The 22371-nt window shown below is 69.2% G+C and carries 19 protein-coding genes and 1 tRNA gene; 12 read left to right on the forward strand and 8 right to left on the reverse strand.

The window, feature by feature from the left end:
* Positions 1-145: 145 nt before the first annotated feature.
* Positions 146-1930 carry an N-acetylglutaminylglutamine amidotransferase gene (locus ITJ57_RS07410; RefSeq protein WP_194669482.1) on the forward strand — a complete coding sequence of 595 codons (1785 nt, stop codon included), beginning with the start codon at positions 146-148 and terminating at the stop codon, positions 1928-1930.
* 24 nt (positions 1931-1954) lie between these two features.
* Here the strand turns inward: ITJ57_RS07410 and ITJ57_RS07415 are convergent, their stop codons facing one another.
* From ITJ57_RS07415 to ITJ57_RS07425, 3 genes are read right to left on the reverse strand one after another with little or no spacing between them, the layout of a single operon-like run.
* Positions 1955-2749 (reverse strand): hypothetical protein, encoded by a 795-nt coding sequence (locus ITJ57_RS07415; protein ID WP_079705450.1) that lies wholly within the window; start codon positions 2747-2749, stop codon positions 1955-1957.
* Complete coding sequence (locus tag ITJ57_RS07420) at positions 2739-5132, reverse strand: SDR family oxidoreductase (RefSeq protein ID WP_194669483.1); 2394 nt, start codon at positions 5130-5132, stop codon at positions 2739-2741. The genes ITJ57_RS07415 and ITJ57_RS07420 overlap by 11 nt, the downstream gene beginning before the upstream one ends.
* Entirely contained in the window at positions 5129-6031 is a 903-nt protein-coding gene (locus ITJ57_RS07425; protein ID WP_194669484.1) for a hypothetical protein, read from the reverse strand. Before ITJ57_RS07425 ends, ITJ57_RS07420 begins: the two co-directional genes overlap by 4 nt.
* Before the next feature lie 79 nt (positions 6032-6110).
* On the opposite strand from ITJ57_RS07425, the gene ITJ57_RS07430 reads away from it, so the two are divergent.
* Genes ITJ57_RS07430 through ITJ57_RS07440 form a run of 3 tightly spaced genes read left to right on the forward strand, consistent with a single transcriptional unit; the run spans position 6111 to position 9270 of the window.
* Positions 6111-6908 (forward strand): SDR family oxidoreductase, encoded by a 798-nt coding sequence (locus tag ITJ57_RS07430; protein ID WP_194669485.1) that lies wholly within the window; start codon positions 6111-6113, stop codon positions 6906-6908.
* The gene (locus ITJ57_RS07435) at positions 6905-7609 is read left to right on the forward strand and encodes a 1-acyl-sn-glycerol-3-phosphate acyltransferase (RefSeq protein ID WP_194669486.1); all 705 of its coding nucleotides are present in this window, start codon (positions 6905-6907) and stop codon (positions 7607-7609) included. Before ITJ57_RS07430 ends, ITJ57_RS07435 begins: the two co-directional genes overlap by 4 nt.
* Positions 7606-9270 carry an FAD-binding oxidoreductase gene (locus tag ITJ57_RS07440; protein ID WP_194669487.1) on the forward strand — a complete coding sequence of 555 codons (1665 nt, stop codon included), beginning with the start codon at positions 7606-7608 and terminating at the stop codon, positions 9268-9270. The genes ITJ57_RS07435 and ITJ57_RS07440 overlap by 4 nt, the downstream gene beginning before the upstream one ends.
* 52 nt (positions 9271-9322) lie before the next feature.
* On the opposite strand, the gene ITJ57_RS07445 is transcribed toward ITJ57_RS07440, so the two are convergent.
* The 3 genes from ITJ57_RS07445 to ITJ57_RS07455 all read right to left on the reverse strand — a co-directional run bounded on the left by ITJ57_RS07445 (position 9323) and on the right by ITJ57_RS07455 (position 11888).
* The gene (locus ITJ57_RS07445; RefSeq protein WP_194669488.1) at positions 9323-10351 is read right to left on the reverse strand and encodes a diacylglycerol kinase family protein; all 1029 of its coding nucleotides are present in this window, start codon (positions 10349-10351) and stop codon (positions 9323-9325) included.
* Positions 10348-10914, reverse strand: a complete 567-nt coding sequence (locus ITJ57_RS07450) for a TetR/AcrR family transcriptional regulator (protein WP_194669489.1) — start codon at positions 10912-10914, stop codon at positions 10348-10350. Before ITJ57_RS07450 ends, ITJ57_RS07445 begins: the two co-directional genes overlap by 4 nt.
* 98 nt (positions 10915-11012) lie before the next feature.
* Entirely contained in the window at positions 11013-11888 is an 876-nt protein-coding gene (locus tag ITJ57_RS07455) for a fused MFS/spermidine synthase (protein WP_194669490.1), read from the reverse strand.
* A gap of 60 nt (positions 11889-11948) precedes the next feature.
* On the opposite strand from ITJ57_RS07455, the gene ITJ57_RS07460 reads away from it, so the two are divergent.
* The 4 genes from ITJ57_RS07460 (at position 11949) to ITJ57_RS07475 (ending at position 16582) form a co-directional block, all read left to right on the forward strand.
* Entirely contained in the window at positions 11949-13748 is a 1800-nt protein-coding gene (locus ITJ57_RS07460) for an ABC-F family ATP-binding cassette domain-containing protein (protein ID WP_194669491.1), read from the forward strand.
* 139 nt (positions 13749-13887) lie between these two features.
* Positions 13888-14790: a MetQ/NlpA family ABC transporter substrate-binding protein gene (locus tag ITJ57_RS07465; protein ID WP_194669492.1), complete on the forward strand. Its 903-nt coding sequence runs from the start codon at positions 13888-13890 to the stop codon at positions 14788-14790.
* A 102-nt stretch (positions 14791-14892) separates the two neighbouring features.
* Positions 14893-15921 (forward strand): methionine ABC transporter ATP-binding protein, encoded by a 1029-nt coding sequence (locus ITJ57_RS07470; protein ID WP_194669493.1) that lies wholly within the window; start codon positions 14893-14895, stop codon positions 15919-15921.
* 1 nt (position 15922) lies between these two features.
* A complete protein-coding gene (locus tag ITJ57_RS07475; RefSeq protein ID WP_056007493.1) occupies positions 15923-16582 on the forward strand; it encodes a methionine ABC transporter permease in 660 nt (219 codons plus the stop codon).
* A gap of 57 nt (positions 16583-16639) precedes the next feature.
* On the opposite strand, the gene ITJ57_RS07480 is transcribed toward ITJ57_RS07475, so the two are convergent.
* Complete coding sequence (locus tag ITJ57_RS07480; RefSeq protein WP_194669494.1) at positions 16640-17134, reverse strand: MarR family winged helix-turn-helix transcriptional regulator; 495 nt, start codon at positions 17132-17134, stop codon at positions 16640-16642.
* A gap of 102 nt (positions 17135-17236) precedes the next feature.
* Between ITJ57_RS07480 and ITJ57_RS07485 the strand changes: the two genes are divergently transcribed.
* The 3 genes from ITJ57_RS07485 to ITJ57_RS07495 all read left to right on the forward strand — a co-directional run bounded on the left by ITJ57_RS07485 (position 17237) and on the right by ITJ57_RS07495 (position 19850).
* Positions 17237-17308: transfer RNA gene (locus ITJ57_RS07485), tRNA-Gln, on the forward strand.
* A 47-nt stretch (positions 17309-17355) separates the two neighbouring features.
* The gene (glmU, locus tag ITJ57_RS07490) at positions 17356-18837 is read left to right on the forward strand and encodes a bifunctional UDP-N-acetylglucosamine diphosphorylase/glucosamine-1-phosphate N-acetyltransferase GlmU (RefSeq protein WP_194669495.1); all 1482 of its coding nucleotides are present in this window, start codon (positions 17356-17358) and stop codon (positions 18835-18837) included.
* Between the two features lie 35 nt (positions 18838-18872).
* Positions 18873-19850 (forward strand): ribose-phosphate diphosphokinase, encoded by a 978-nt coding sequence (locus ITJ57_RS07495; RefSeq protein WP_056007484.1) that lies wholly within the window; start codon positions 18873-18875, stop codon positions 19848-19850.
* Between the two features lie 136 nt (positions 19851-19986).
* Here the strand turns inward: ITJ57_RS07495 and gndA are convergent, their stop codons facing one another.
* A complete protein-coding gene (gene gndA / locus ITJ57_RS07500; RefSeq protein WP_194669496.1) occupies positions 19987-21447 on the reverse strand; it encodes an NADP-dependent phosphogluconate dehydrogenase in 1461 nt (486 codons plus the stop codon).
* A 273-nt stretch (positions 21448-21720) separates the two neighbouring features.
* On the opposite strand from gndA, the gene ITJ57_RS07505 reads away from it, so the two are divergent.
* Positions 21721-22224 carry a gluconokinase gene (locus tag ITJ57_RS07505; RefSeq protein ID WP_235522562.1) on the forward strand — a complete coding sequence of 168 codons (504 nt, stop codon included), beginning with the start codon at positions 21721-21723 and terminating at the stop codon, positions 22222-22224.
* The last annotated feature ends 147 nt before the right edge of the window (positions 22225-22371 follow it).

A 22371-nucleotide genomic window follows, 5' to 3' on the forward strand; every position in this document is an offset into this window, starting at 1 on the left:
CGCGCGGGGGCACGCGATCGGCTCTTGCAATCCTCGGATCCAGCAGGTATGTGAGCGTATATCCCGGGAGCCGGGAGAAGTCCAGCGTCGAACGCGGTCCATCCCAGGACGCGATGGTGGAGCAGACGACGATACGGAGGACCCGATGTGCGGGATCAGCGGTGAGATCGTGTTCGGCCGTGGGCGTCCCCGGCTGGACGCGGTGAGACGGATGACGGACGCCCTCGCGAAGCGGGGACCGGACGGCGCAGGGATCTGGACCGACGGACGCGTGGCGTTCGGTCACCGACGCCTGAGCATCATCGACCTCACCTCGGCTGGAGCCCAACCGATGGTCGACGGGGCGGCCGGGCTCGCGGTCGTGTTCAACGGCTGCATCTACAACCATCGAGAGCTCAGGCGCGAGCTGGAACCGCACTACCGGTTCGATTCGGCGAGCGACACCGAGGTGGTGTTGAAGGCCTATCAGCGTTGGGGCGAGGACTTCGTCGACCACCTCGTCGGGATGTTCGCCATCGCGATCAGCGACCAGCGATCACGTCGGGTCATCCTCGCCAGAGACCGACTCGGTGTCAAACCGCTCTACCTGTCCGAACAACCCGACCGCCTCCGCTTCGCTTCGAGCCTCCCAGCGCTCCTCGCGGGTGGTGATGTCGACACCGACATCGACGACGTCGCGCTCCATCACTACCTCAGCTGGCACTCGATCGTGCCGGCGCCACGCACGATCCTCCGCGGGGTACGGAAGCTCCCACCGGCGACCGTCCGCGTCGTCGAGGAGGACGGCCGGTCCCGAGACCGCGTCTACTGGAGTCCGCACTACGGACGTCGACCGGAGGACGCCGGACTCTCCGCTGCGGAGTGGGAGGAGCGGGTGCACGATGCGCTCCGGACGGCGGTGCGACGTCGGCTCGTCGCCGACGTCCCGGTCGGTGTCCTCCTGTCCGGCGGGCTGGACTCCAGCCTGCTGGTCGCGTTGCTCGCCGAACTTGGTCACGATCGCACGCAGACGTTCAGCATCGGATTCTCCGGCACCGCGGATCAACGGGGCGACGAGTTCGTGTACTCCGACGCGGTCGCCCGCGCCTACGGCACGACGCACGAGCAGATCCGGATCGATCCGGGGGAACTCGCCGCGATCCTTCCGCGCGCCGTCGATGAGATGCCGGAACCGATGAGCACCCACGACGTGCCGGCGTTCTTCCTCCTCGCTCGCAGCGTGTCGGAGCAGGTGAAGGTCGTGCAGTCGGGGCAGGGAGCCGATGAGGTCTTCGCCGGGTACGCCTATCATCAGCCCGCGGTCGGGAGACCGCTCGCCGAAGCGGCACCGTCGTTCCTGGGGAACTTCGCGGACCTCCGTCACGATCAGCTGCGATCGTTGATCGTTCCGGACCACACCCTTGACCAGGACGTCAGCCGTTTGGTCGTCGAGCGGGAACTCGGCCGGCCGGATGCCGAGACCGCGCTCGACGCGGTGCTGCGGTTCGACACCCACGTCCTGATGCCGGACGACCCCGTGAAGCGGATCGACAGCATGTGCATGGCCTGGGGCGTCGAGGCACGGGTGCCGTTCCTCGATCAGGACCTCGTCGAACTCGCGGCGACCTGCCCGCCTGAGCTCAAGGCGTCGGACGGCGGCAAGGGCGTCTTGAAGTCGCTCGGACGGAAGATCCTGCCCAGGGAGGTCGTCGATCGCCGAAAGGGGTACTTCCCGGTTCCCGCGCTCCGACAACTCGACGGCCCCGTCCTCGCGTACGTGCGAGAGGTGCTCTCGTCACCGGAGGCCCGTCGCCGCGGCCTGTTGCGTGGCGGCGTGGTCGACCGGATGCTCACCCGTCCGAACGCCACGATGACGCCGACGAACCAGAACGTCCTCTGGAACCTCACCGTGCTCGAAAGCTGGTTGCAACGCCAGGGCGTCGCCGCGTGAGTTCGGCTACAGGACTGTGCGACGTCAGGCCGCGACGCCTCGCACGCGGAGGGAGTTCTCGATGATCGTGAGCCCCTCCATGCCGGGCAGCTTGGCGATGTGGCCGTCGATCCGGCGCACCTCCGCCAGGCCGTCCTCGTCGCCGAACAGGTGACCCATGACGTGGGTGACCTCGGAGTCGGGCATGACGCCGGAGCCCACCGGACCCCAGACCTTGCGCAGCAGGAACCGGGTGAGTCGGCGGGCGCTCTTCGACGACTCGAGGCGGGCCTTGGCCTGGCTCGCGTAGAACGCCACGTGGCGGGTCTCCTGCTTCGCGATGCGCTTGAGCAGCACCGAGAGGACGGGGTGCCGCTCCAACTGGGCGAGGCGGGTGTACGCGGCCGTGGCGGACCACTCGTTGGCCGCACCCCAGCTCATGTGCACGGCGATGAAATCGGTGCCGACGAGGTTGCCGAGGATCGACTGCTTGATGGGGTCGAGACGGTCCTTCCAGCCGAGCTTCAGGCGCGTCGCCTTGAGCTCGTCGAAGTCGACGGTGATGTCGTGGGCCGCCAGGACGGCGGCGAGTGCCTCGCCGTGCCAGAACTCCTCGCGGTTCCACATCGTCATGAAGGCGCCGACCTCGTCGTCCTCGTGGGACGGCGTCATGAGCATGTCCCGGAGGTAGCAGACCGTGTGGTACTCGATGTCGCACATGTACCGCAGGCTGCGGAGGGTGGAAGCGGGGAGCGGGTTCGTCTTGAACTCGTCGAAGTCGAGGTCGCTCCAGTTCACCGAGACGCTCGTCTCGGTGAACTTGTCGATGTCAAACGCCATGTGCGTTGGGGCGGTCGGGGATCGTGTCCTCGGCCGTCCGCTCTCCTCTCGGCTGTGCGGGGCGCGGTGCGCGGGTCAGTTCGTCTTCGGAGCGGACGCCCCCGGTGGTTCGGGCCCATTCTCGCACCGTCCATCGGCCGGCCTGTGCCAGCTGGTAGAGGGTGTGGTCGGGGTTCACAGCGACGGGGTTGCCGACCAACTGCAGCCAGGCCGCGTCGGCGTGCGAGTCGCCGTACCCGTAGGAGTGGGCGAGGTCCATCCCGTGCTGCTCGGCGTACTGGGTGAGCCAGGCGCCGCGGGCCTCGTCGACGAGCGGAGGGCTGTCGAGGTATCCCGTGAGGCGGCCGTGCTCGGCGTGCATCGCGCCGGCGACGACCTCGTCGAAGAACGGTGCGAGGGGAGCGGCCATGAGGTCGATGGTGCCCGTCACGAGGATCGTCCGGTGACCGGCGGCGCGGTGCGCGGCGATCTGTTCGAGCGCCTGGGGGAGTAGTCGCGAGCGGACCGCCTTGCCGAACCCGCCTCGGACGAGCTGCTCGAGCTGGGCGACGTCGACGCCCTCGTAGCGGCGCATGAACGTGCGGATGAACTCGCCGCGGTCGCGGAGCTCGGCACCGATGTACCCGGGCATCGACGCGCCGAGTTTGGCGATCTCGATGGGCCACTGCGAGCGCGAGGTCGCGGCGAGCCGCAACCAGAGGTACTGCTCGATGAGGTTCCAGGCGAGCACCGTGCCTTCGAGGTCGAACACCGCGAGGACGTCGTCCCGCACGGGGAGGATCTTCTGCTGCTTCGCCGCGCCGGCCTTGCGGTTCGCGAACGCGCGGGTCAGCGTGGTGACGGCGGGGAAGTGGATCCGCTGGAAGTAGTCGTCCCAGTCGATCGTCGTGACGTCGAAGCCGCGGTCCGCCTGCTGCTCCGGGGTGAGTGAGGCGTGGAGCTCGCGGGTGCGACGGTCGTCGAACACGATCTCGCTCTGGACGTACGAGCGGTAGAGCCCCGTGAAGTCGCGGAGCGAGCCGAGATCGCTCGACGCCTTCCGGATGCGGTCCTGCCAGCCACGGGTCCGTGCGTTGGCCGGGAGATGCGACACGATTCTGCCCGCTGCGCTCGTGGCCCTCTGCCGGCGGTCGATGGAGCGCTCAATGGCCCGGCCACCGGGGAAGTTCCAGGTCGGCACGCTGATGTCGCCGGCGTCGGCGGGGATCGGGTGCTCCGTGAAGTAGCTGTGCACGTTCGCGTACATCTTGTGGAACGGCAGCGGGTTGCTCGCGCCGGAGCTCACCTGGAAGTAGCGCGGCGCGGCAGGCTCGGGCGGCGTCTCGGCCGCGGCGAGGATCGCGTTCACGACGAAGTCGACCGGGATGATGTCCAGCACGCTGTCCGGCAGACCCGGGAAGTCGGGCAACTGGCCGCGACCGTAGGCGATGATCAGCGGATCGGCCACCTTGTAGCCGTCGATCCAGCCGGGGAACGGGTGTGCGAGGGCGCTCTCGATGATGGAGGGGCGGACGAAGGACAGTCGGTTGCCCGTGCCGGCCCAACGCTCCTCGGCGACGCGTTCCGCCATCGCCTTCGTGAAGGTGTAGACGTCGGTCCAGCCGAGGCTCTCCGCCCTGGCGCGACCGTGGGCGACGAGGCGCGCGTCGACCCAGGCGATCCGTGCGGCCTCTGCCGCGGTCGAGACCGCCTGCGGACCGGCCTTGCCGTGGTCGCGGCGAGCGGTCTGCATGAGCTTCCGGAGCACCTCGGGACGACGGGAGGACTCCTCGGCGCGGATGCGGGCGGATCGCGCCGCCTCGGCCTCGGCGCGCCAGTCCACGTCGTGCACGAGGCTCCGCTCCGGCTGGATGCCCTTGCGGGTCCCGCCGACGTAGGCCGTGGACACGTGGACGACGTGCGGGGTCGCGCCGCTCTTCGCGAGCGCCGCGTAGAGGGTGGTGGCGCCGCCGACGTTCGTGGCGAAGGCCTCGTCGATCGGCGGGTCGAAGGAGACGGTCGAGGCACTGTGGATGACGACGTCGAGGTCGGACGGGAGCGCCATCTCGTCGAGTCCGCCCTCGATGACGTTCACCCGCTCGGCGACGATGGCCGAGGCCGCCTCGGCGCCGACGCGCTCGCGCCAGGCCTTGAACACGGGCTTCCGCAGGAGGGTCTGCAAGCGGTCGCTCCCGCGGACGGACCCCTTCTTGCGGATCAGCAGGCTGACCCGGGTGGTGGGGTGGTCGGCGAGCAGGCGCTCGAGCACGGCCTGCCCGAGGAAGCCGGTGCCGCCCGTGACGAGGACGTGTGCCCCGTCGAGGGCGCCGGGCGCGATCGCCGGTGCGGTGCTCGCGACAGGTTCCGGCTGCGGAACCTCGTCGGGGGTGGTGGCGTCGGTCATCGGTTCTCCTCGGTGCTTCCGTGGCGTCCACGGTGGGCGAGCTTGGCGGCGAGATGGAGGCCCGACTGACCGGGGAGCGCGTCGATGACCGCGTCGATCCCGATCACCGCCGGGTCGCTCCAGGTGGCTGTACTGCGGAACACCAGGGCGGCGAACCGTGCGGTCTGCCGGGTGCCCGTCACATCGGATCCGGTCGGCCAGACGGCGGAGCGGATGCGGCGACGGGTGATGCCCTCCGCGCGGGGCGACGCGGCGAGCCGGTCGCCGGCCTGCGCGCTGAAGAACTCCAGGTGGCGGGCCTTGGTCTCCAGGATCTCGTCGATGAGGCGGTCGAGTCCGGGATGCGCGGCGCGCTCGCGGACGGCCCGATAGGCCGCCGCGGTGATGAGGTCGTCGATCGTCCCGATCGTCATGTGCCACGCGATGATGTCCTCGCCGAGGACGTTCGCGATGAGGGCCTGACCGATCGGCGTGAACCGGTCGCTCACACCGCGGAGGGTGCGGCGGAGCCCGGTCGCCTGGACCTTGACCCGCGGCGTGCCGTTCGCCTTGAGCACGGTGTCGATGGTGTCGGTGATCCAGTACTTCTCGTACGCCCAGGTGATGAGGAACGCGGTGACCCTGGCGTCCTTGTGGGTCGGCGTCACCAGGACGCCGCGGAGGTACTGCATGGTCGCGCGCTCGATGTCGGAGAGGGCCCGGAGCAGTGCGACCGTCTCGGGGGAGAGGGGCGTGAAGGAGAAGTCCTCCGCCTCGATCTCCTTGCGACGACTGCCGACCGCTGAGGTGGCGTAGTCGCGGACGCTGAACCCGTGGGCGGGGCGCAGCATGGCGCTCTCCTGCTCGACGTCGTCGAGGGCGGCGGGTGCTGCTGGGCGCGGCGATTCCCGGTTCACCATGGCGTCTCCGTTCCGTGACGATCCGACCTCATCACTGTAGCTTGCAACGATACGCAACGCGTAGCGTATTCTGATCCACATGGCTACAGCTCTCGTCACCGGTGGGACCTCCGGCATCGGTGCCGCGTTCGCCACGGCGCTCGCCGGGCGGGGCTTCGACCTGGTGCTCGTGGCCCGCGACGCACAGCGCCTGGAGGCGTCGGCCGAGCGGCTCCGCGCGACCGGACGCACGGTCGAGGTGATCTCCGCCGACCTCTCCGACCGCGCCGACGTCGCACGACTCGCCGCCCGCATCGAGGATGCCGCAGCGCCGATCGACGTCGTCGTCAACAACGCCGGCTTCGGGGTGCACGCAAGGCTGACGGATCCGGACACGAGCGAGCTCGACAACGCGATCGAGGTCATGTGCCGCAGCGTCGCCGTGCTCTCGGGCGCCGCAGCCCGTGCCATGCGTGAACGCGGCGGAGGCACCATCCTCAACGTGTCGAGCACCGCCGGGTTCATCACCACGGGCGGGTATTCGGCGGTCAAGGCGTTCGTCACGACCTACACGGAGGCGCTCGCGGTCGAACTCGCCGGCACGGGGGTGCACGTCACGGCGCTCTGCCCGGGTTGGGTCCGCACCGAGTTCCACGACCGCGCCGGCATCAGCACCCGTTCGATCCCGTCCGGTCTCTGGATCGACGTCGACCGACTGGTCGCCGACGCCCTCCGCGACGCCGCTCGTGGCGTCGTCGTGTCGATCCCGAGCCTCCGGTTCAAATCGCTCATGGCCCTCGTCAAGTTCGCGCCCCGCTCCTCGATCCGGTGGATCTCGGGCCGGATGTCGTCGAGTCGTCGTGCCGCGAACGCCGCCCAGTCAGGAGCCCACCGATGACCGCAGAGCCGCGGTTCACCTCATCCCTGCACGCGAACGCGCGCTTCGTCGCACAGCGCCTCCTGCTGAAGCCGCTCGTCTGGTCGTTGACTCGCGTCCGCGTGACGGGCCGCGAGCGTCTCACCGGGGTGGACGGTCCGTTCATCGTCGTCGCGAACCACCAGTCCCACCTCGACGCCCCGCTCGTCGTCGGTGCGATGCCACGGCGACTCTCGCGGTTCCTCGCCGCCGGTGTCGCGGCGGACTACTTCTTCGACGTCCCCGCCCGACGCCTGTTCGCGGCCCTGTTCTTCAACGCCTTCCCGGTCGACCGTTCGGGCGACCGCAAACGGGCCGGTGTGTCGAGGGATCTCCTCGAGAGCGGCGTCCCGATCCTCATCTTCCCCGAGGGCGGCAGATCCAAGACGGGTGAGCTCGGCCGGTTCAAGCCCGGCGCGGCGGCCCTCGCGACCCGCCAGGGCATCCCGTGCCTCCCGGTCGCCGTGCTCGGGACCCACGCCGCGATGCCCAAGGGGCGCAACTGGCCTGTCCCCGGACGCCCGCCCGTCAGCGTCGTCTTCGGGCGCCCGATCCACCCGCAACCGAACGAGACGCCCGTCCAGCTCATGGACCGCGTCGTCGCCGAGATCGTGGCGCTGCGCGCCTCGGTCGAGCCGGGAGCACACGTGTCGATCGACACACCACGAAAGGAAGCCGGATGACGTCTGTGGAGCACATGAAGTGGTGGGGCTGGGGTGTCGAGGGTGTCGCCTTCGAGCACAGCAACAAGCCGGACTTCGCGCCGTTCGTGAAACAGGCCGTCGGCCTCGACCTGCGGAAGCCGGCGCAGTCGCACCTCAGCTTCGACGAGCTCACCGTCCCGGCCTCGCGCGCGACCGAGGAGTTCATCGCCGAGCTCTCGCTGCTCGTCGGCCAGGGCCACGTCACGGCCGACGACGAGGAACGCGTCGTCCACACCTACGGCAAGAGCATCCGCGACCTGCTCCGCATCCGCGCGAACGACCTTCCGCGGACGCCCGACCTCGTCGTGTACCCGGCCGATGAGGCCGAGGTCGCCTCCGTGGTCGCGGCGGCCGTCGCCGCGGACGCCGTCATCATCCCGTTCGGCGGCGGAACCAACATCGCCGGCTCGCTCGACCCGCAGCCGACGGAGGAGCGGGTCATCATCTCCCTCGACCTCGGCCGTCTCGACCGCGTGCTGTCGATCGACGAGGGCTCCGGCCTCGCCACCATCCAAGCGGGTGCGCAGGGACCGTCGATCGAGGAACAGCTCGGCGCCAAGGGCTGGACGATGGGCCACTTCCCCGACAGCTTCACGCACTCGACCCTCGGCGGTTGGGTGGCGACGCGCTCCTCGGGCATGCAGTCCGACAAGTACGGCGACATCGCCGACATCACCAAGGGCCTGCGCATGGTCCGGCCGAACGGGATCGTCGCGATCCGTCCTGTTCCGAGCGCTTCCACCGGACCGAGCGTCCGCGAGATGATCATCGGCAGCGAGGGCCGCCTCGGCATCATCACCGAGGTCACGGTGCAGGTCCACCGCACGCCGGCGGTCCGCGAGGTCCTCGGCTACTTCTTCCCCACCTGGGAGGCCGGACTCGCGGCGATGCACGAGATCGCCGAGAGCGACGCCAGCCCGTCCGTCACGCGCGTGTCGAACGCCCGCGAGAGCGGCTTCTCGCTCGCGACCCGGAAGGCCAGCACCGGCGTCTCGGCGCAGGTCACGAAGGGCCTCATGAAGGTCCTCACGGCCCGCGGCTGGGACCTCGAGCAGCTGTGCCTGTCCTTCATCGGTTACGAGGGCAGCGCCTCGCACGTCCGCTACGAGAAGGGCCTCGTCGGCTCGATCGTCCGCAAGCACGGCGGCATGGGTGTCGGCAAGGGCCCCGGTGCCCTGTACGACCAGAAGAAGTTCGACACCCCCTACCTGCGCGACTTCCTGCTCGACCGTGGCGCAGCGGCCGACGTCTCGGAGACGGCCGCACCCTGGTCTCGGCTGCAGGAGGTCTACGACGCGGCGAACGACGCCGCCAACGCCGCGTACGACAAGCTCGGCGTGCACGGCTGGATCATGTGCCACCTCTCGCACTCGTACCACTCGGGTGCCTGCCTGTACTTCACCTTCGCGTTCATCACGGGCGACGACCCGATCGGTGAGTATGAGCAGGTCAAGTCGGCCATCCAGCAGTCCTTCGTCGACCACGGCGGGACCCTGTCGCACCACCACGCGGTCGGTGTCGAGCACGCGCCGTGGATGGAGCAGGACATCTCGACCGAGGGCGTCGCGATCATGCGCGGCCTCTTCGACAGCGCGGACCCGGGATCGAACTTCAACCCCGGCAAGATCCTCGCCGACTGAGCCATCCGGTCCTTGACCCGCCCTCGGGTCCCGGAGCCGGTCGAAGGGCGGCTCAGGACCCGAGGCGGGTGGAACGCGAGGTCGTCACCGGCAGGCGCACGAGCAGCGCGCCCGCGTCGACGGTCACGCGTGCCGCGGCGACCAGACCGATGCCGTCGCCGTCGGCTTGGAACGCCGCGGGTGGTGACACCGTGACGTCCAGCCGCTCCGCCCGGAGGTAGCGGACCGCGCCGCCCGCGGATCCGGCCGTCTCGACGGCGCTTGGCCGTGGGCGTCGCCGCGCGAGCTTCGACCTCGTCAACCGGGCGACGGGGTTGTTCGCGCGATGCAGCCAGCGGGTCACCCGGACCCCGTCCCATCCCTCGAGCGAGCGCACCATGAGCACGTCGAGGACGCCGTCGTCGATCAGTGCGTCCGGGAGGACGTCGAGTCCAGCCGAGACGGTCCCGCAGTTCCCGACGAACATCGTGTGGGTCCGCGCGCTGCGCATCGATCCGCCGTCCGCCTTCCAGGACAGCCGCGGCCGGTCCCGACGGAAGAGCCCTCGGACGATGGGGCCGACGTAGGCGACCCAGCCGAGGCGTCGCTTGAGGACGGGATCGGCGTAGGCGACCATGTCTGCGTCCACCCCGAAGCCCGTCATCACGAGGAACGGGGTGCTCCGCCGCACGCCGTCCACAGCTCGGTACTCGATCGACCCCACGTCGATGTGGCGTTCCTCCCCGGTGAACGCCGCTCGGACGGCTGCGGCCGTGTCGATGGGGATGCCGGCGTTCCGGGCGAAGAGGTTCGCCGTGCCGAGGGGGACCACGGCGAACGCTGTCCGGGTGTGACGCATGGCGCCGGCGACCTCGCGGACCGTGCCGTCACCGCCCGCCGCGATCACGAGCGCCGCGCCACCGTCGAGGGCCTCGGCGACCTGTTCGACGGCGGCGGACCGCTCGCGGGTCGGGATCCAGGTCGTCGGGCCCCAACCGGCGTCGTCCGCTGCGTCGTCGACGAGGCGGCGGAGACGCTCGAGCTGGACGCGCGTCGGGTTGTAGACGACCGCCGCGTGCGGTCGAGTGCTGCGGCGGTTCATGCCGCCAGTGCCGGCCAGAGCACGGAGAGGACCTGGTCCGCCCAGTCGTCGTCCATGTCGGCACCGCGGACGAGCTGCCCGAGGACGGCGCCGAGCAGGAGCGTCGCGACGAGACGGCCGTCGAGACCGGGCTTCAGGTCTCCCGTGGAGATCCGCTCGTCGACGAGGTTCGAGAGGGCGCGAGCGCGGTTCCGCGTGAGGTCACGGAGGAGGGTGGAGAACTCGGGATCGTCCTGCAGCAGGATCGAGGCGATCGTGCCGCGGCCGACCACGTCCTCGATCATCGTGCGCGCCTCGTGGAGCAGCCAGGTGAAGGTCTCGTACGTCGGCAGGTCCGCGGGGATCTCGACCGGGGTCTCCATGGCGCGGGCGACGGCCGCCGTGAGCAGCTCGGAGCGGTTGCGGTACCGCCGGTAGATCGTCGTCTTGGCGACACCGGTGGTCTCGGCGACCGCCTCGATGTTGACGGCGACCGAGCCGCGCGAGCGCATGAGGTCGAGGGCTGCGTCGAGGATGCGGTCGCTCATCTGCTGCGCTCGGGAGACGCGTCGGGAGACCGGCACCGACCAACCTCCTCCGCGCGGAAGCCGATTCCGGGTAAACCAGCCGATTGCGCTACGCCCACCGTAGCGCAATCGGCTGAGGGCGCAAAGAGCGCCCGTCAGTCCCAGCGTGGGTCGTCAGGGTCGGGGGAGTCCTCGCCGTCGGCGTCGGTCATGACTGCCGCGCCGTCGATCCAGGCCGTCAGCGCGTCACCGTGCAGTTGTTCCGGGGCTGGTGCGCCGAACAGCTGCGGGTGTGTCACGGCCGCGAGTGGTGCGTCGCTCGCGAAGACGACGACGTTGCCGAGCGGTCCCTCGTCGTCGACCGGGTCGAAGTCGAGGACGACGGCCACGTGCGCGAACACGGTGCGGAGGGTCGCCGCCTGACGCCTGGCGTAGTCGAAGGGGCTGCCGTCGAGCAGGTTGACCGCGATCACGCCGTCGGCGGCGGACCGCGCTGCGACCCGACGGTAGAACTCGAGGCTCGCGACCCGACGATGGATCACCGCCGCATCCCAGAGGTCGACCACGGTCACCTTGGCGTCCCGCCACACCGTGCCGTCAGCGGCGGTGGGCGAGATGTCGTCGACCGGTTCGTCCGCCACGGCTCGGGCGTCGCCGAACCGGACCTCCACGCGTGAACCCTCCGGCAGGGGGAGCGCCTCGAGCATCGCGCCGTACAGTTCCGGCTCGAACTCGACGACGAGCTGCGGGGAGCCCGGTCGGGTCGCCTGCACGTAGCGGGGGAGCGTCAGCGCTCCGGCACCGAGATGCACGGTGAAGAGCGGCTCGCCGGCCGGGCCCTCGGCGTCGATCACGCGGGCGATGTGCCGGATGTAGGGGTACTCGAGCGAGCGTGGGTCGGCGAGCGACACGACCGACTGCGGGATGTCGTCGACGGAGAGTTCGTAGCGCTGCATGCGCTTGTCGAGCAGGGTGAGCCGCGCGTCGCGTTGGTCGAGCGGGAGCCGGCGGGAACGGGAGAACAGAGCCACCTGTGCAGCCTAGGGTGCACGGAGGCCGCGCGTCGCCGGAGCCGGTATCGTAGACCGGATATGGCACACCTTCTCGGCGCTGAAGCGCTCCACCTCGAGTACCCGACCAAAGTCGTCTTCGACGGCATCACGATCGGGGTGAACGAGGGCGACCGCATCGGCATCGTCGGCCGCAACGGCGACGGCAAGTCCACGCTCCTCGGTCTCCTCGCGGGCCGCAAGGAGCCCGACTCCGGCCGGGTCACCGTGCGCAACGGCGTCACGGTCGGCGTGCTCGACCAGTCCGACACGCTGGACCACGACAAGACCGTCGGCCAGACCATCGTCGGCGGGTTCGACGAGCACGAGTGGGCGGGCGACCCGAAGGTCCGCGACGTCATCTCCGGCCTCGCCTCCGACATCGCCTGGGACGCCCTCGTCGCCGATCTCAGCGGTGGTCAGCGTCGTCGGGTGGCGCTCGCGGCGCTCCTCGTCGGCGACCACGACATCCTGTTCCTCGACGAACCGACCAACCACCTCGACGTCGAGGGCATCACCTGGCTCGCCGAACACCTGAACCGTCGGTGGTCCAGGAACTCGGGCGGCCTGCTCGTCGTGACCCACGACCGGTGGTTCCTCGACGCGATCTGCACCGCCACCTGGGAGGTGCACGATCGCATCGTCGAGCCCTTCGAGGGCGGGTACGCGGCGTACGTGCTCCAGCGCGTCGAGCGCGACCGCTCGGCCGCCGTGTCCGAGGCGAAGCGTCAGAACCTCATGAAGAAGGAGCTCGCGTGGTTGCGCCGCGGCGCCCCTGCGCGGACGGCCAAGCCCAAGTTCCGCATCGAAGCGGCCAACGCGCTCATCGCAGACGAACCCCCGGTCCGGAACGCGGTGGAGCTGGCCGGCATGGCGACCGCGCGGCTCGGGAAGGACGTCGTCGACATCCTCGACGTCACCGTGTCCTACGGCGACCGAACGATCATCAAGGACGTCGAATGGCGCATCGCCCCGGGTGAGCGCACCGGCATCCTCGGCGTCAACGGCGCCGGCAAGTCGACGCTCCTCGGACTCGTCACCGGCGAGGTCGAGGCCACCGAGGGGCGTGTCAAGCGCGGCAAGACCGTGCAGGTCGCCACGCTGACGCAGCAGCTCGACGAGCTCGCCGAGTACGAGCAGGACCGCGTGAGCGACGTCATCGGACGGAAGCGCACGAGCTACGTCGCGGGCGGCAAGGAGATGACCCCCGGTCAGCTGCTCGAACGCCTCGGCTTCACGAGCGCCCAGCTGTCGACCCCGGTGAAGGACCTCTCCGGTGGCCAGCGTCGGCGTCTGCAGCTGCTGCTCATCCTGCTCGACGAGCCGAACGTCCTCGTCCTCGACGAGCCCACCAACGACCTCGACACCGACATGCTCGCGGCCATGGAGGACCTCCTCGACTCGTGGCCCGGCACCCTGCTCGTCGTCTCGCACGACCGGTACTTCCTCGAGCGCGTGACCGACCAGCAGTACGCGATCATGGACGGTCACTTCCGTCACCTCCCCGGCGGCATCGACCAGTACTTGAAGCTCAACGCCGGGACCGCGGGCAGCCGCTCGCAGGAGCACGACCGCCCGACAGCGTCGGGTGGCGGTCCGACGAAGAAGACGCCGAAGCTGAGTGGCGCTGAGCTGCGGAACGCCCAGCAGGAGATCAAGGCGATCGACCGCAAGCTGCACAAGCTCAACGGCCAGATCGAGCAGGCGCACGAGAAGGTCGCGGTCCACGACCAGAACGACTTCGCCGGGATCACCGCGCTCGGCGCCAAGGTCCAGGCCATGTACGGCGAGATCGCCGACCTCGAAGTGCGCTGGCTGGAGCTCTCCGAGCTCGTCGAGTAACCGCCGTCGTCGACAGCGATGGACGACGTCCGTCGCTCTGTTCCGAAGTGTTACGCACCGGTTCGTCATCCCTGGTAGGCCGACGTACCGTCGAATCAGCGTCCACCGGCGCGCACCACCCGAAAGAGGAATCACAGCAATGACCTTCTCGAAGAAGCTTCTGGCCGGACTGGCCATCATCCCCGCCATCGCGCTCCTCGCCGGATGCGCCGGCGGTTCAGGCGCAGCGGCCGAGGACAAGGGCACCGAGGCGAACCCCGTCAAGATCGGCGTCGTCGGCGCGAGCGACCCCTACTGGGAGACCTACAAGGAGGCCGCCGAGAAGGAGGGCATCTTCGTCGACATCGTCGACTTCGGCGAGTACACGCAGCCGAACCCCGCGCTCACCGAGGGCGAGATCGACCTCAACCAGTTCCAGCACATCGTCTACCTCGCCCAGTACAACGAGGCCTCCGGTGAAGACCTGACGCCCGTCGGTTCGACCGCGATCTACCCGCTCGGTCTGTACTCGACCAAGGTCGACAGCGTGAAGGACATCAAGAAGGGCGACACGATCGCCATCCCGAACGACGAGAGCAACCAGGCTCGTGCGCTCCTCGTGCTGCAGTCGGCAGGGCTCCTCGAGCTCAAGGACGGCGGAAACATCTTCTCGACGCCCGACGACATCATCGCCGACAAGTCCAAGGTCACCGTGACCTCGCTCGAGGCCTCGCTCACCCCGACGTCGCTGCCCGACGTCACCGGTGCGATCATCAACAACGACTTCATCAACGACTCCGGCCTCAAGGCGTCCGACGCGATCGCCGAGGACGACCCGTCCGACCCGAACGCCTTGCCGTATGTCAACATCTTCGCCGCGAAGGCCGCTGACGCCGACAACGAGACCTACGCGAAGCTCGTGAAGATCTACCAGGACACGAAGTCCGTCGTCGACGGCGTCGTGGAGAACTCCGGTGGCACGGCCGTGCCCCTGAAGACGCCGGTCAAGGACCTCGTGCAGTCGCTGGAGACCGTCCAGAAGGACATCAAGGCCAAGGGCTGATCCGCCGTCCGATGCGTTCCTGTGGGAGGCTGTCACCCGCCCCCGCAGGAACGCATCGTCGTTCCCCCGCCTGCTGACCGCCCCCACCCCGAGGACACCCGCATGCCACTCGTCAGCCTCCGAGACGTCGCGAAGCGCTACCCGTCTCCGCAGAAGGGCGCCCCACCGATCGCAGCGATCGACGGCGTCGACCTCGACATCGAGGCCGGTGACGTCTTCGGCATCATCGGCTACTCGGGAGCCGGGAAGTCCACGCTCGTGCGGCTCATCAACGCGCTCGAGCCGGCGACGTCCGGCAGCATCGTCGTCGACGGGACCGAGGTGACGACGCTCTCGGAGAGCGGGCTGCGGCAGCTTCGGCTCGGCATCGGGATGATCTTCCAGCAGTTCAACCTCTTCAACTCGAAGTCGGTCCGCAAGAACATCGCCTATCCGCTCGAGGTCGCCGGACGCTCACGCTCCGAGGTGCGCACGCGGGTGGACGAGCTCCTGAAGTTCGTGGGTCTCGCCGACAAGGCGGACAACTACCCCGACCAACTCTCCGGTGGGCAGAAGCAGCGTGTGGGCATCGCCCGGGCGCTCGCTACCTCGCCCCGGATCCTGCTCGCCGATGAGGCGACGAGCGCGCTCGACCCCGAGACGACGCAGGAGGTGCTGGCCCTGCTCAAGCAGGTGAACCGCGACCTCGGCGTCACGATCGTCGTGATCACCCACGAGATGGAGGTGATCCAGTCGCTCGCGACCAAGGTCGCCGTCATGGAGCGCGGCAAGGTCATCGAGCAGGGTGACGTCTTCGAGGTCTTCTCCGACCCGCAGCACGCGGCGTCGAAGCGCTTCGTCTCGACGGTCATCAAGGGCGTTCCGTCGCCGGCCGAACTCGCCGTGCTCCGGGAACGCCACGTCGGACGCATCGTCACCCTGTCCTTCCGCGACGGCGACGCGTCCCAGGCCGGCGTCTTCCTCACGCTCGCGCAGGCCGGTGTCGACTTCGAGCTCGTCTACGGCGGCATCAACGACATCCAGGGGCGCGCGTTCGGGCACCTGACGCTCGCCCTCCGCGGCGACGACGCCACGATCGACGGAGCGTTGACCGCCATCGGATCACAGGCCACCGTGACGGAGGTGCGCTGACATGGACGCCCTGATCGACCTCCTGCCGAAGCTCGGCGACGCGACCGTCGAGACGCTGTACCTCGTCTCCTTCAGTCTCCTCTTCGGAGGCATCGCCGGCCTCGTCGTCGGCACCGGTCTGTACGTGACCCGACCCGGCAACCTCTACTCGCACCCGGTGCTCTACGGCGTGCTCAACGTGATCGTCAACATCTTCCGTCCGATCCCGTTCATCATCTTCCTGGCCGCCGCACAGCCGCTCTCACGGCTCGTGATCGGCACCGGGATCGGCGCGAACGCGTTCATCTTCATCATCTCCCTGGCCGCGACCTTCGGCATCAGCCGGATCGTCGAGCAGAACCTCCTGACGGTGTCGCCCGGTGTCATCGAGGCCTCACGGGCCGCTGGCGCGAGCCGGCTCCGGACGCTTCTGAGCATCGTCCTCCCGGAGGCGCTCGGGCCGCTGATCCTCGGCTACACCTTCGTGTTCGTCGTCATCGTCGACATGTCGGCGGTCGCCGGCTTCATCGGCGGTGGTGGGCTCGGCGCCTTCGCGATCCAGTACGGCTTCCGGCAGTTCGAGCCGGTCGTCACCTGGGCCGCCGTGATCATCATCATCCTGCTCGTGCAGCTCATCCAGTTCTTCGGCAACTGGCTGGCACGGAAGGTCCTCCGTCGCTGATCGGTCCCTGAGCCTGTCGACGGGCGGTCCCCGCCGGTCCCTGAGCCTGTCGAAGGGCTAGTCGAAGTCGAGGCTGAGCTTCCGCAGCAACACCGTCAGCCGGGTCTGCTCGGCTCCGCTGAGGCCGCCGAGGAGGTCCGCCTCCGCGTCGACCAGGCGGGTGATGGCGGCGTCGACGGTGTTGAGGCCGGCGTTCGTCATCTGGACGAGGATGCCCCGGCCGTCGTTGGGGTCGCCCTGCCGCTCGACGAGTCCGCGCTCGACGAGCCGGTCGATGCGGTTCGTCATCGTCCCGCTCGAGACGAGCGTCTGCAGCAGGAGCGACTTCGGGCTCAACCGGTACGGGGAACCGGCACGCCGGAGGGCGGCGAGGACGTCGAACTCCCAGGGCTCGAGGTTCGACCGGGTGAACGCCGCACGACGCGCGCGGTCGAGGTGACGGGACAGCCGGGCGACGCGGGAGAGGACCTGGAGTGGCGAGAAGTCGAGGTCCGGGCGCTCGCGGTTCCACGCGTCGACGATGCGGTCGACCTCATCGGTGCTAGCTGGCATCCCACCATTATCGAGGCAACGCTCATGTCGCATCGGATCCGAGTCGGCAGCACAGGATCCGTCTGGCAGAATTGACCACGCTGCCCGGCCTCCGGGTGGTGGTCCGCCATAGTGTAACGGCAGCACGGCAGCCTTTGGAGCTGTTCGGTCCAGGTTCGAATCCTGGTGGCGGAGCGACCGATCACCGACCGGGCGAGCGCCCGGACCGAGGGGGAGCACACGTGACCGACGACCGTCTGGCCATCATCATCCTGGCTGCTGGCCAGGGAACCCGCATGAAGTCGGTGACGCCGAAACTCCTGCATCCGCTCGGTGGCGTCCCGATCGTCGGGCACGTGCTCGCGACGGCGCGCTCGCTCGACGCCGCGCACGTCATCGCCGTCGTCCGCCATGAGCGCGACCGGCTCGTCGAGGCCATCGAGGCCGAACTGCCCGGCGCGACCATCGTCGATCAGGACGAGGTCCCCGGCACCGGCCGCGCGGTCGAGCAGGCGCTCGTCGCGCTCCCCGACGACTTCGACGGCGACGTCCTCGTCGTGAACGGCGACGTTCCGTTGCTGAACGCCGCGACGCTCACCACGCTCATCGAACGCCACCGCAACCACGACGTCGCCGCGACGATCCTGTCGGCCGTGCCGGACGACGCGACGGGTTACGGGCGGATCATCCGCACCGAGGCCGGGGCACTCGACTACATCGTCGAGCAGAAGGACGCGACCGACGCCGAGCGCGCCGTGAACGAGATCAACGCCGGTGTCTACCTCTTCGGGGTGGGCCAACTCCGCGACGCGCTGGCCGAGGTCACGACGGACAACGCGCAGGGCGAGAAGTACTTGACGGACGTCATCGGCCTGCTCCGCCGCGCGGGATCCGAGGTCTCGGCACTCCCTGTGAGCGACTCCTGGCTCGTCGAGGGCATCAACGACCGCGCCCAGCTGAGTGCCGCTGCGGCGAAACTCAACGCGCTCCTCGTGCGCGCCTGGCAGCTCGCCGGCGTGACCGTCCAGGACCCGGCCACGACGTGGATCGACATCAAGGCGCGCCTGCACGCCGACGTCACCCTGCTGCCGGGCACGCAGATCCTCGGAGCGACGGTCGTCGAGTCCGGTGCCACGATCGGTCCGGACACGACGCTCGTCGACACCGAGGTCGGTGCGGGTGCTCGGGTGCGCCGGACGGACGCGACCCTGTCGGTCATCGGCGCGGGTGCCGAGGTCGGGCCCTTCGCCTACCTGCGCCCCGGCACGGTGCTCGGCGAGCGCGGCAAGATCGGCACCTTCGTTGAGACGAAGAACGCGCAGATCGGCGAGGGGAGCAAGGTCCCGCACCTCAGCTACATCGGCGACACCGAGATCGGCGTCGAGTCGAACGTCGGCGCGGGCACCATCACCTCGAACTACGACGGCGTGCACAAGCACCGCACGACCATCGGGTCCCATGTCCGCACCGGCGCGCACAACACGCTCGTCGCTCCGGTCAGCGTCGGTGACGGCGCCTACTCGGGCGCCGGTTCGGTCATCCGCAAGGACGTCCCCGCCGGAGCGCTCGCCCTGACGGTCGCACAGCAGCGGAACGTGGAGGGCTGGGTCGAGCAGAAGCGCCCGGGGACCGCGGCGGCTTCGGCTGCAGCCGCGGCGACCGCGCCTCCGGCCGTGGATCCCGTGTCGGGCGACTCGGCTGCGGCTGGTAACGTCGACTCGTGAGTGAGGCCGGAGGATTCCGGCAGAAGGCAGGGTCTGTGTCAGGCATCACGGCGGACAACAAGAAGCAGCTGGTCCTCGTCTCCGGACGAGCCCACCCGGAACTCGCCGAGGCGATCGCCGCAGAACTCGATTCCGAGCTCCTGCCCACCGATGCCAGGACCTTCGCCAACGGCGAGATCTACGCACGGTACGACGAGAGCATCCGCGGGACCGACGTCTTCGTCATCCAGTCCCACACTGCTCCGATCAACGAGTGGCTCATGGAGCAGCTCATCATGGTCGATGCAGCGAAGCGGGCGAGCGCGAAGCGCATCACCGTCGTCGCCCCGTTCTACCCCTACGCCCGGCAGGACAAGAAGGGCCGCGGCCGCGAGCCGATCTCGGCCCGCCTCGTCGCCGACCTCTTCAAGGCCGCCGGTGCCGACCGCATCATGTCGGTCGACCTCCACGCAGCGCAGATCCAGGGATTCTTCGACGGCCCGGTCGACCACCTCTTCGCGATGCCGGTCCTCCTCGAGCACTTCCGCGCGAAGCTCGACCCGTCGACGCTGACCGTCGTCTCACCGGACATGGGCCGGGTCCGCGTCGCCGACATCTGGAGCGACAAGCTCGGCGCGCCCCTCGCGATCATCCACAAGCGCCGCGACCCGCTGGTGCCGAACCAGGTCAGCGTCCACGAGATCGTCGGACAGGTCGAGGGGCGTGTCTGCCTCCTCGTCGACGACCTCATCGACACCGGCCGCACGATCGTCAAGGCGGCCGAGGCGCTCAAGAACGCCGGCGCGATCGGCGTCGTCGTCGCCGCCACGCACGCCGTGTTCTCCGACCCCGCGGTCGAGCTCCTGCAGAGCGAGGCGATCGACTCCGTCGTCGTCACCGACACCCTGCCGGTCGACGAAGCGAAGCGCTTCGACAAGCTCACCGTCCTCTCGATCGCGCCGCTCATCGCCCGCGCGATCCACGAGGTGTTCGACGACGGCTCCGTGACGAGCATGTTCGACGGCGCTGCGTAACGTCGAAGCGCCTGAGTAAGGCGAAACGCCCGGTCCGTCACGGACCGGGCGTTTCGCGTAGCGCCGGAGGGCAGAAACAACGGAGAACGCCCGGTCCAACGAGGACCGGGCGTTCCGGGTGTTCGATGGCTGCGAGCTAGTGGCTCGAGCCCTCCTGCTCGACCTCGCTACGGTCGCCAGACCACAGCGTGTGGAAGGTGCCGTCGAGGTCGACGCGCTTGTAGGTGTGCGCGCCGAAGAAGTCGCGCTGACCCTGCACGAGCGCTGCGGGCAGACGCTCGGCGCGGAGGCCGTCGTAGTACGACAGCGACGAGGAGAACGCGGGGGAGGGGATCCCGGCCTGGGCGGCCGCGACGACCACGCGACGCCAGCTGTCCTGCGCCTCGGCGACGGCGTCGCTGAAGTACGGTGCCGTCACGAGGGCGACGAGCTCGGGGTTCTCCTCGTAGGCCTCCGTGATGCGGTTGAGGAACTGCGCACGGATGATGCAGCCACCGCGCCAGATCTTCGCGATCTCGCCCTTCTTGATGTCCCAGCCGTACTGATCGGCACCGGCGACGATCTCGTCGAAGCCCTGCGAGTAGGCGATGATCTTCGAGGCGTAGAGCGCCTGGCGCACATCCTCGACGAACTGGTCGGGGTCGGCGACCGTCCACTCCTCGGAGGGGCCGGCGAGCTCGCGGGCCGCGGCGCGCTGAGCGGGCTTCGACGAGAGCGAGCGGGCGAACACGGCCTCGGCGATACCGGACACCGGGATGCCGAGGTCGAGGGCCGTCTGCACGGTCCAGGCACCAGTGCCCTTGGCACCGGCCTGGTCGAGGATGACGTCGATGAGCGGCTGCCCGGTCTTCGCATCCACCTGCTTGAGGACCTCGGCGGTGATCTCGATGAGGTAGCTCTCGAGGGTGCCGCGGTTCCACTCGGCGAAGATCTCCGCGATCTCGGCGGGCGACTTGCCCGTGCCGCGGCGGATGAGGTCGTAGGCCTCGGCGATGAGCTGCATGTCGGCGTACTCGATGCCGTTGTGGATCATCTTCACGAAGTGACCGGCGCCGTCGGTGCCGACGTGGGTCACGCACGGCTCGCCCTCGGCGACCGCGGCGATCGACTTGAGGATCGGGCCCAGGGTCTCCCACGCCTCGGCGGAGCCGCCGGGCATGATCGACGGACCCTTCAGGGCGCCCTCCTCGCCACCGGAGATGCCCGCGCCGACGAAGTTGATGCCCGTCTCGCGCACCGCGTGCTCGCGACGAATGGTGTCGGTGAAGAGGGCGTTGCCGCCGTCGACGATGATGTCGCCCGGCTCGAAGACCTCGGTGAGCTGCTGGATGACGGCGTCGGTGCCCTTGCCCGCCTGCACCATGATGATCGCCGTCCGCGGCTTCGACAGCGAAGCGGCGAACTCCTCGATGGTCTTGGACGCGACGAAGCCGGCCTCGGGGTGCTCGGAGACGAGCAGCTCGGTGCGTTCGGGGGAGCGGTTGTACACGGCGACCGTGTTGCCCTCGCGGCTCGCCAGGTTGCGAGCGAGGTTGCTGCCCATGACGGCCAGACCGACGACGCCGATGTTGGCGTGCGCTTCGGCAGTGTTCACCATGTGGTTCTCCTTCAGAGTGGGTGATGCGGGAGGCGTTCCGAGTGCCCAGGAGTCGATCCGGCGGCGGTGTGACAGCAGTGACGCCCTCGTCGATCCGGGCATGGCCCGTGCTGCAACCGTAGCAAAGGGAGGTGTTCGCGCACCTCTCAATGACCCCGGAGGACGGTGTGGTCCGTGGCCACTCGGGGGGCTCAGACGACCGTCGGGTATCGTGCTGTCCTGGTCGGACGAGCCGGCCACCGGTCACCGACCGGAGACCGCAGGGGGTTCCGTGTGAATGCACCGCTCGTCGTCGTCATGGGCGTGTCCGGGTCCGGGAAGAGCACGACGGGCGTCCTGATCGCCGACCGGCTCGGTGTGCCGTTCGTCGACGCCGACGCGCTGCACCCGCTCGAGAACGTCCGCAAGATGGCAGCCGGGACACCGCTCGAGGACCCGGACCGGTGGCCGTGGTTGGCCCTCGTGGGCAAGGCGCTCGCCGACGCCGAGGACACCGGACTCGTGATGGCCTGCTCGGCACTCCGCCGCGTCTACCGCGAGGCGATCCTCGCGGAGGCGCCAGGTGTCCGGTTCGTGCTGCTGCACGGCTCGCGCGAGGTGCTCGGCCGCCGCATGGAGGGCCGGAGCGGGCACTTCATGCCGCCGTCGCTGCTCGACTCCCAGTTCGCCCTGCTCGAGGAGCTGGACGCCGACGAACCGGGGTTCATCGTCGACGTCGACGCCACCGTCGACGAGATCGTGGACGAGGCGGTCGCAGGCCTCCAGGCCGTGCGGTAGACTCTCCCATTGAACTTCGGCGAGGGAAGCGGCCCGTGGCAGCTTCCGTGATCGACGCGGTGGTCTGGCTTCCGGCTTTTCCTCACGCAGATACGCGTTCGAGTTGACTCATCCATTCCGCCGCGCAGCGTCGCGGCACGACCAACC

Source organism: Plantibacter sp. VKM Ac-2880, assembly GCF_015351235.1.
In the GTDB taxonomy this organism is placed as follows: domain Bacteria; phylum Actinomycetota; class Actinomycetes; order Actinomycetales; family Microbacteriaceae; genus Plantibacter.

What these genes read in the sequence shown, in the direction of transcription:
- ITJ57_RS07460 (WP_194669491.1), top strand. Translation starts at nt 11,949, where the DNA reads ATGGCACACCTTCTCGGCGCTGAAGCGCTCCACCTCGAGTACCCGACC.
- ITJ57_RS07430 (WP_194669485.1), top strand. Translation starts at nt 6,111, where the DNA reads ATGGCTACAGCTCTCGTCACCGGTGGGACCTCCGGCATCGGTGCCGCG.
- ITJ57_RS07480 (WP_194669494.1), bottom strand. Translation starts at nt 17,134, where the DNA reads ATGCCAGCTAGCACCGATGAGGTCGACCGCATCGTCGACGCGTGGAAC.
- ITJ57_RS07470 (WP_194669493.1), top strand. Translation starts at nt 14,893, where the DNA reads ATGCCACTCGTCAGCCTCCGAGACGTCGCGAAGCGCTACCCGTCTCCG.
- ITJ57_RS07435 (WP_194669486.1), top strand. Translation starts at nt 6,905, where the DNA reads ATGACCGCAGAGCCGCGGTTCACCTCATCCCTGCACGCGAACGCGCGC.
- ITJ57_RS07445 (WP_194669488.1), bottom strand. Translation starts at nt 10,351, where the DNA reads ATGAACCGCCGCAGCACTCGACCGCACGCGGCGGTCGTCTACAACCCG.
- ITJ57_RS07475 (WP_056007493.1), top strand. Translation starts at nt 15,923, where the DNA reads ATGGACGCCCTGATCGACCTCCTGCCGAAGCTCGGCGACGCGACCGTC.
- ITJ57_RS07440 (WP_194669487.1), top strand. Translation starts at nt 7,606, where the DNA reads ATGACGTCTGTGGAGCACATGAAGTGGTGGGGCTGGGGTGTCGAGGGT.
- ITJ57_RS07420 (WP_194669483.1), bottom strand. Translation starts at nt 5,132, where the DNA reads ATGACCGACGCCACCACCCCCGACGAGGTTCCGCAGCCGGAACCTGTC.
- ITJ57_RS07415 (WP_079705450.1), bottom strand. Translation starts at nt 2,749, where the DNA reads ATGGCGTTTGACATCGACAAGTTCACCGAGACGAGCGTCTCGGTGAAC.
- ITJ57_RS07465 (WP_194669492.1), top strand. Translation starts at nt 13,888, where the DNA reads ATGACCTTCTCGAAGAAGCTTCTGGCCGGACTGGCCATCATCCCCGCC.
- gndA (WP_194669496.1), bottom strand. Translation starts at nt 21,447, where the DNA reads ATGGTGAACACTGCCGAAGCGCACGCCAACATCGGCGTCGTCGGTCTG.
- ITJ57_RS07425 (WP_194669484.1), bottom strand. Translation starts at nt 6,031, where the DNA reads ATGGTGAACCGGGAATCGCCGCGCCCAGCAGCACCCGCCGCCCTCGAC.
- ITJ57_RS07410 (WP_194669482.1), top strand. Translation starts at nt 146, where the DNA reads ATGTGCGGGATCAGCGGTGAGATCGTGTTCGGCCGTGGGCGTCCCCGG.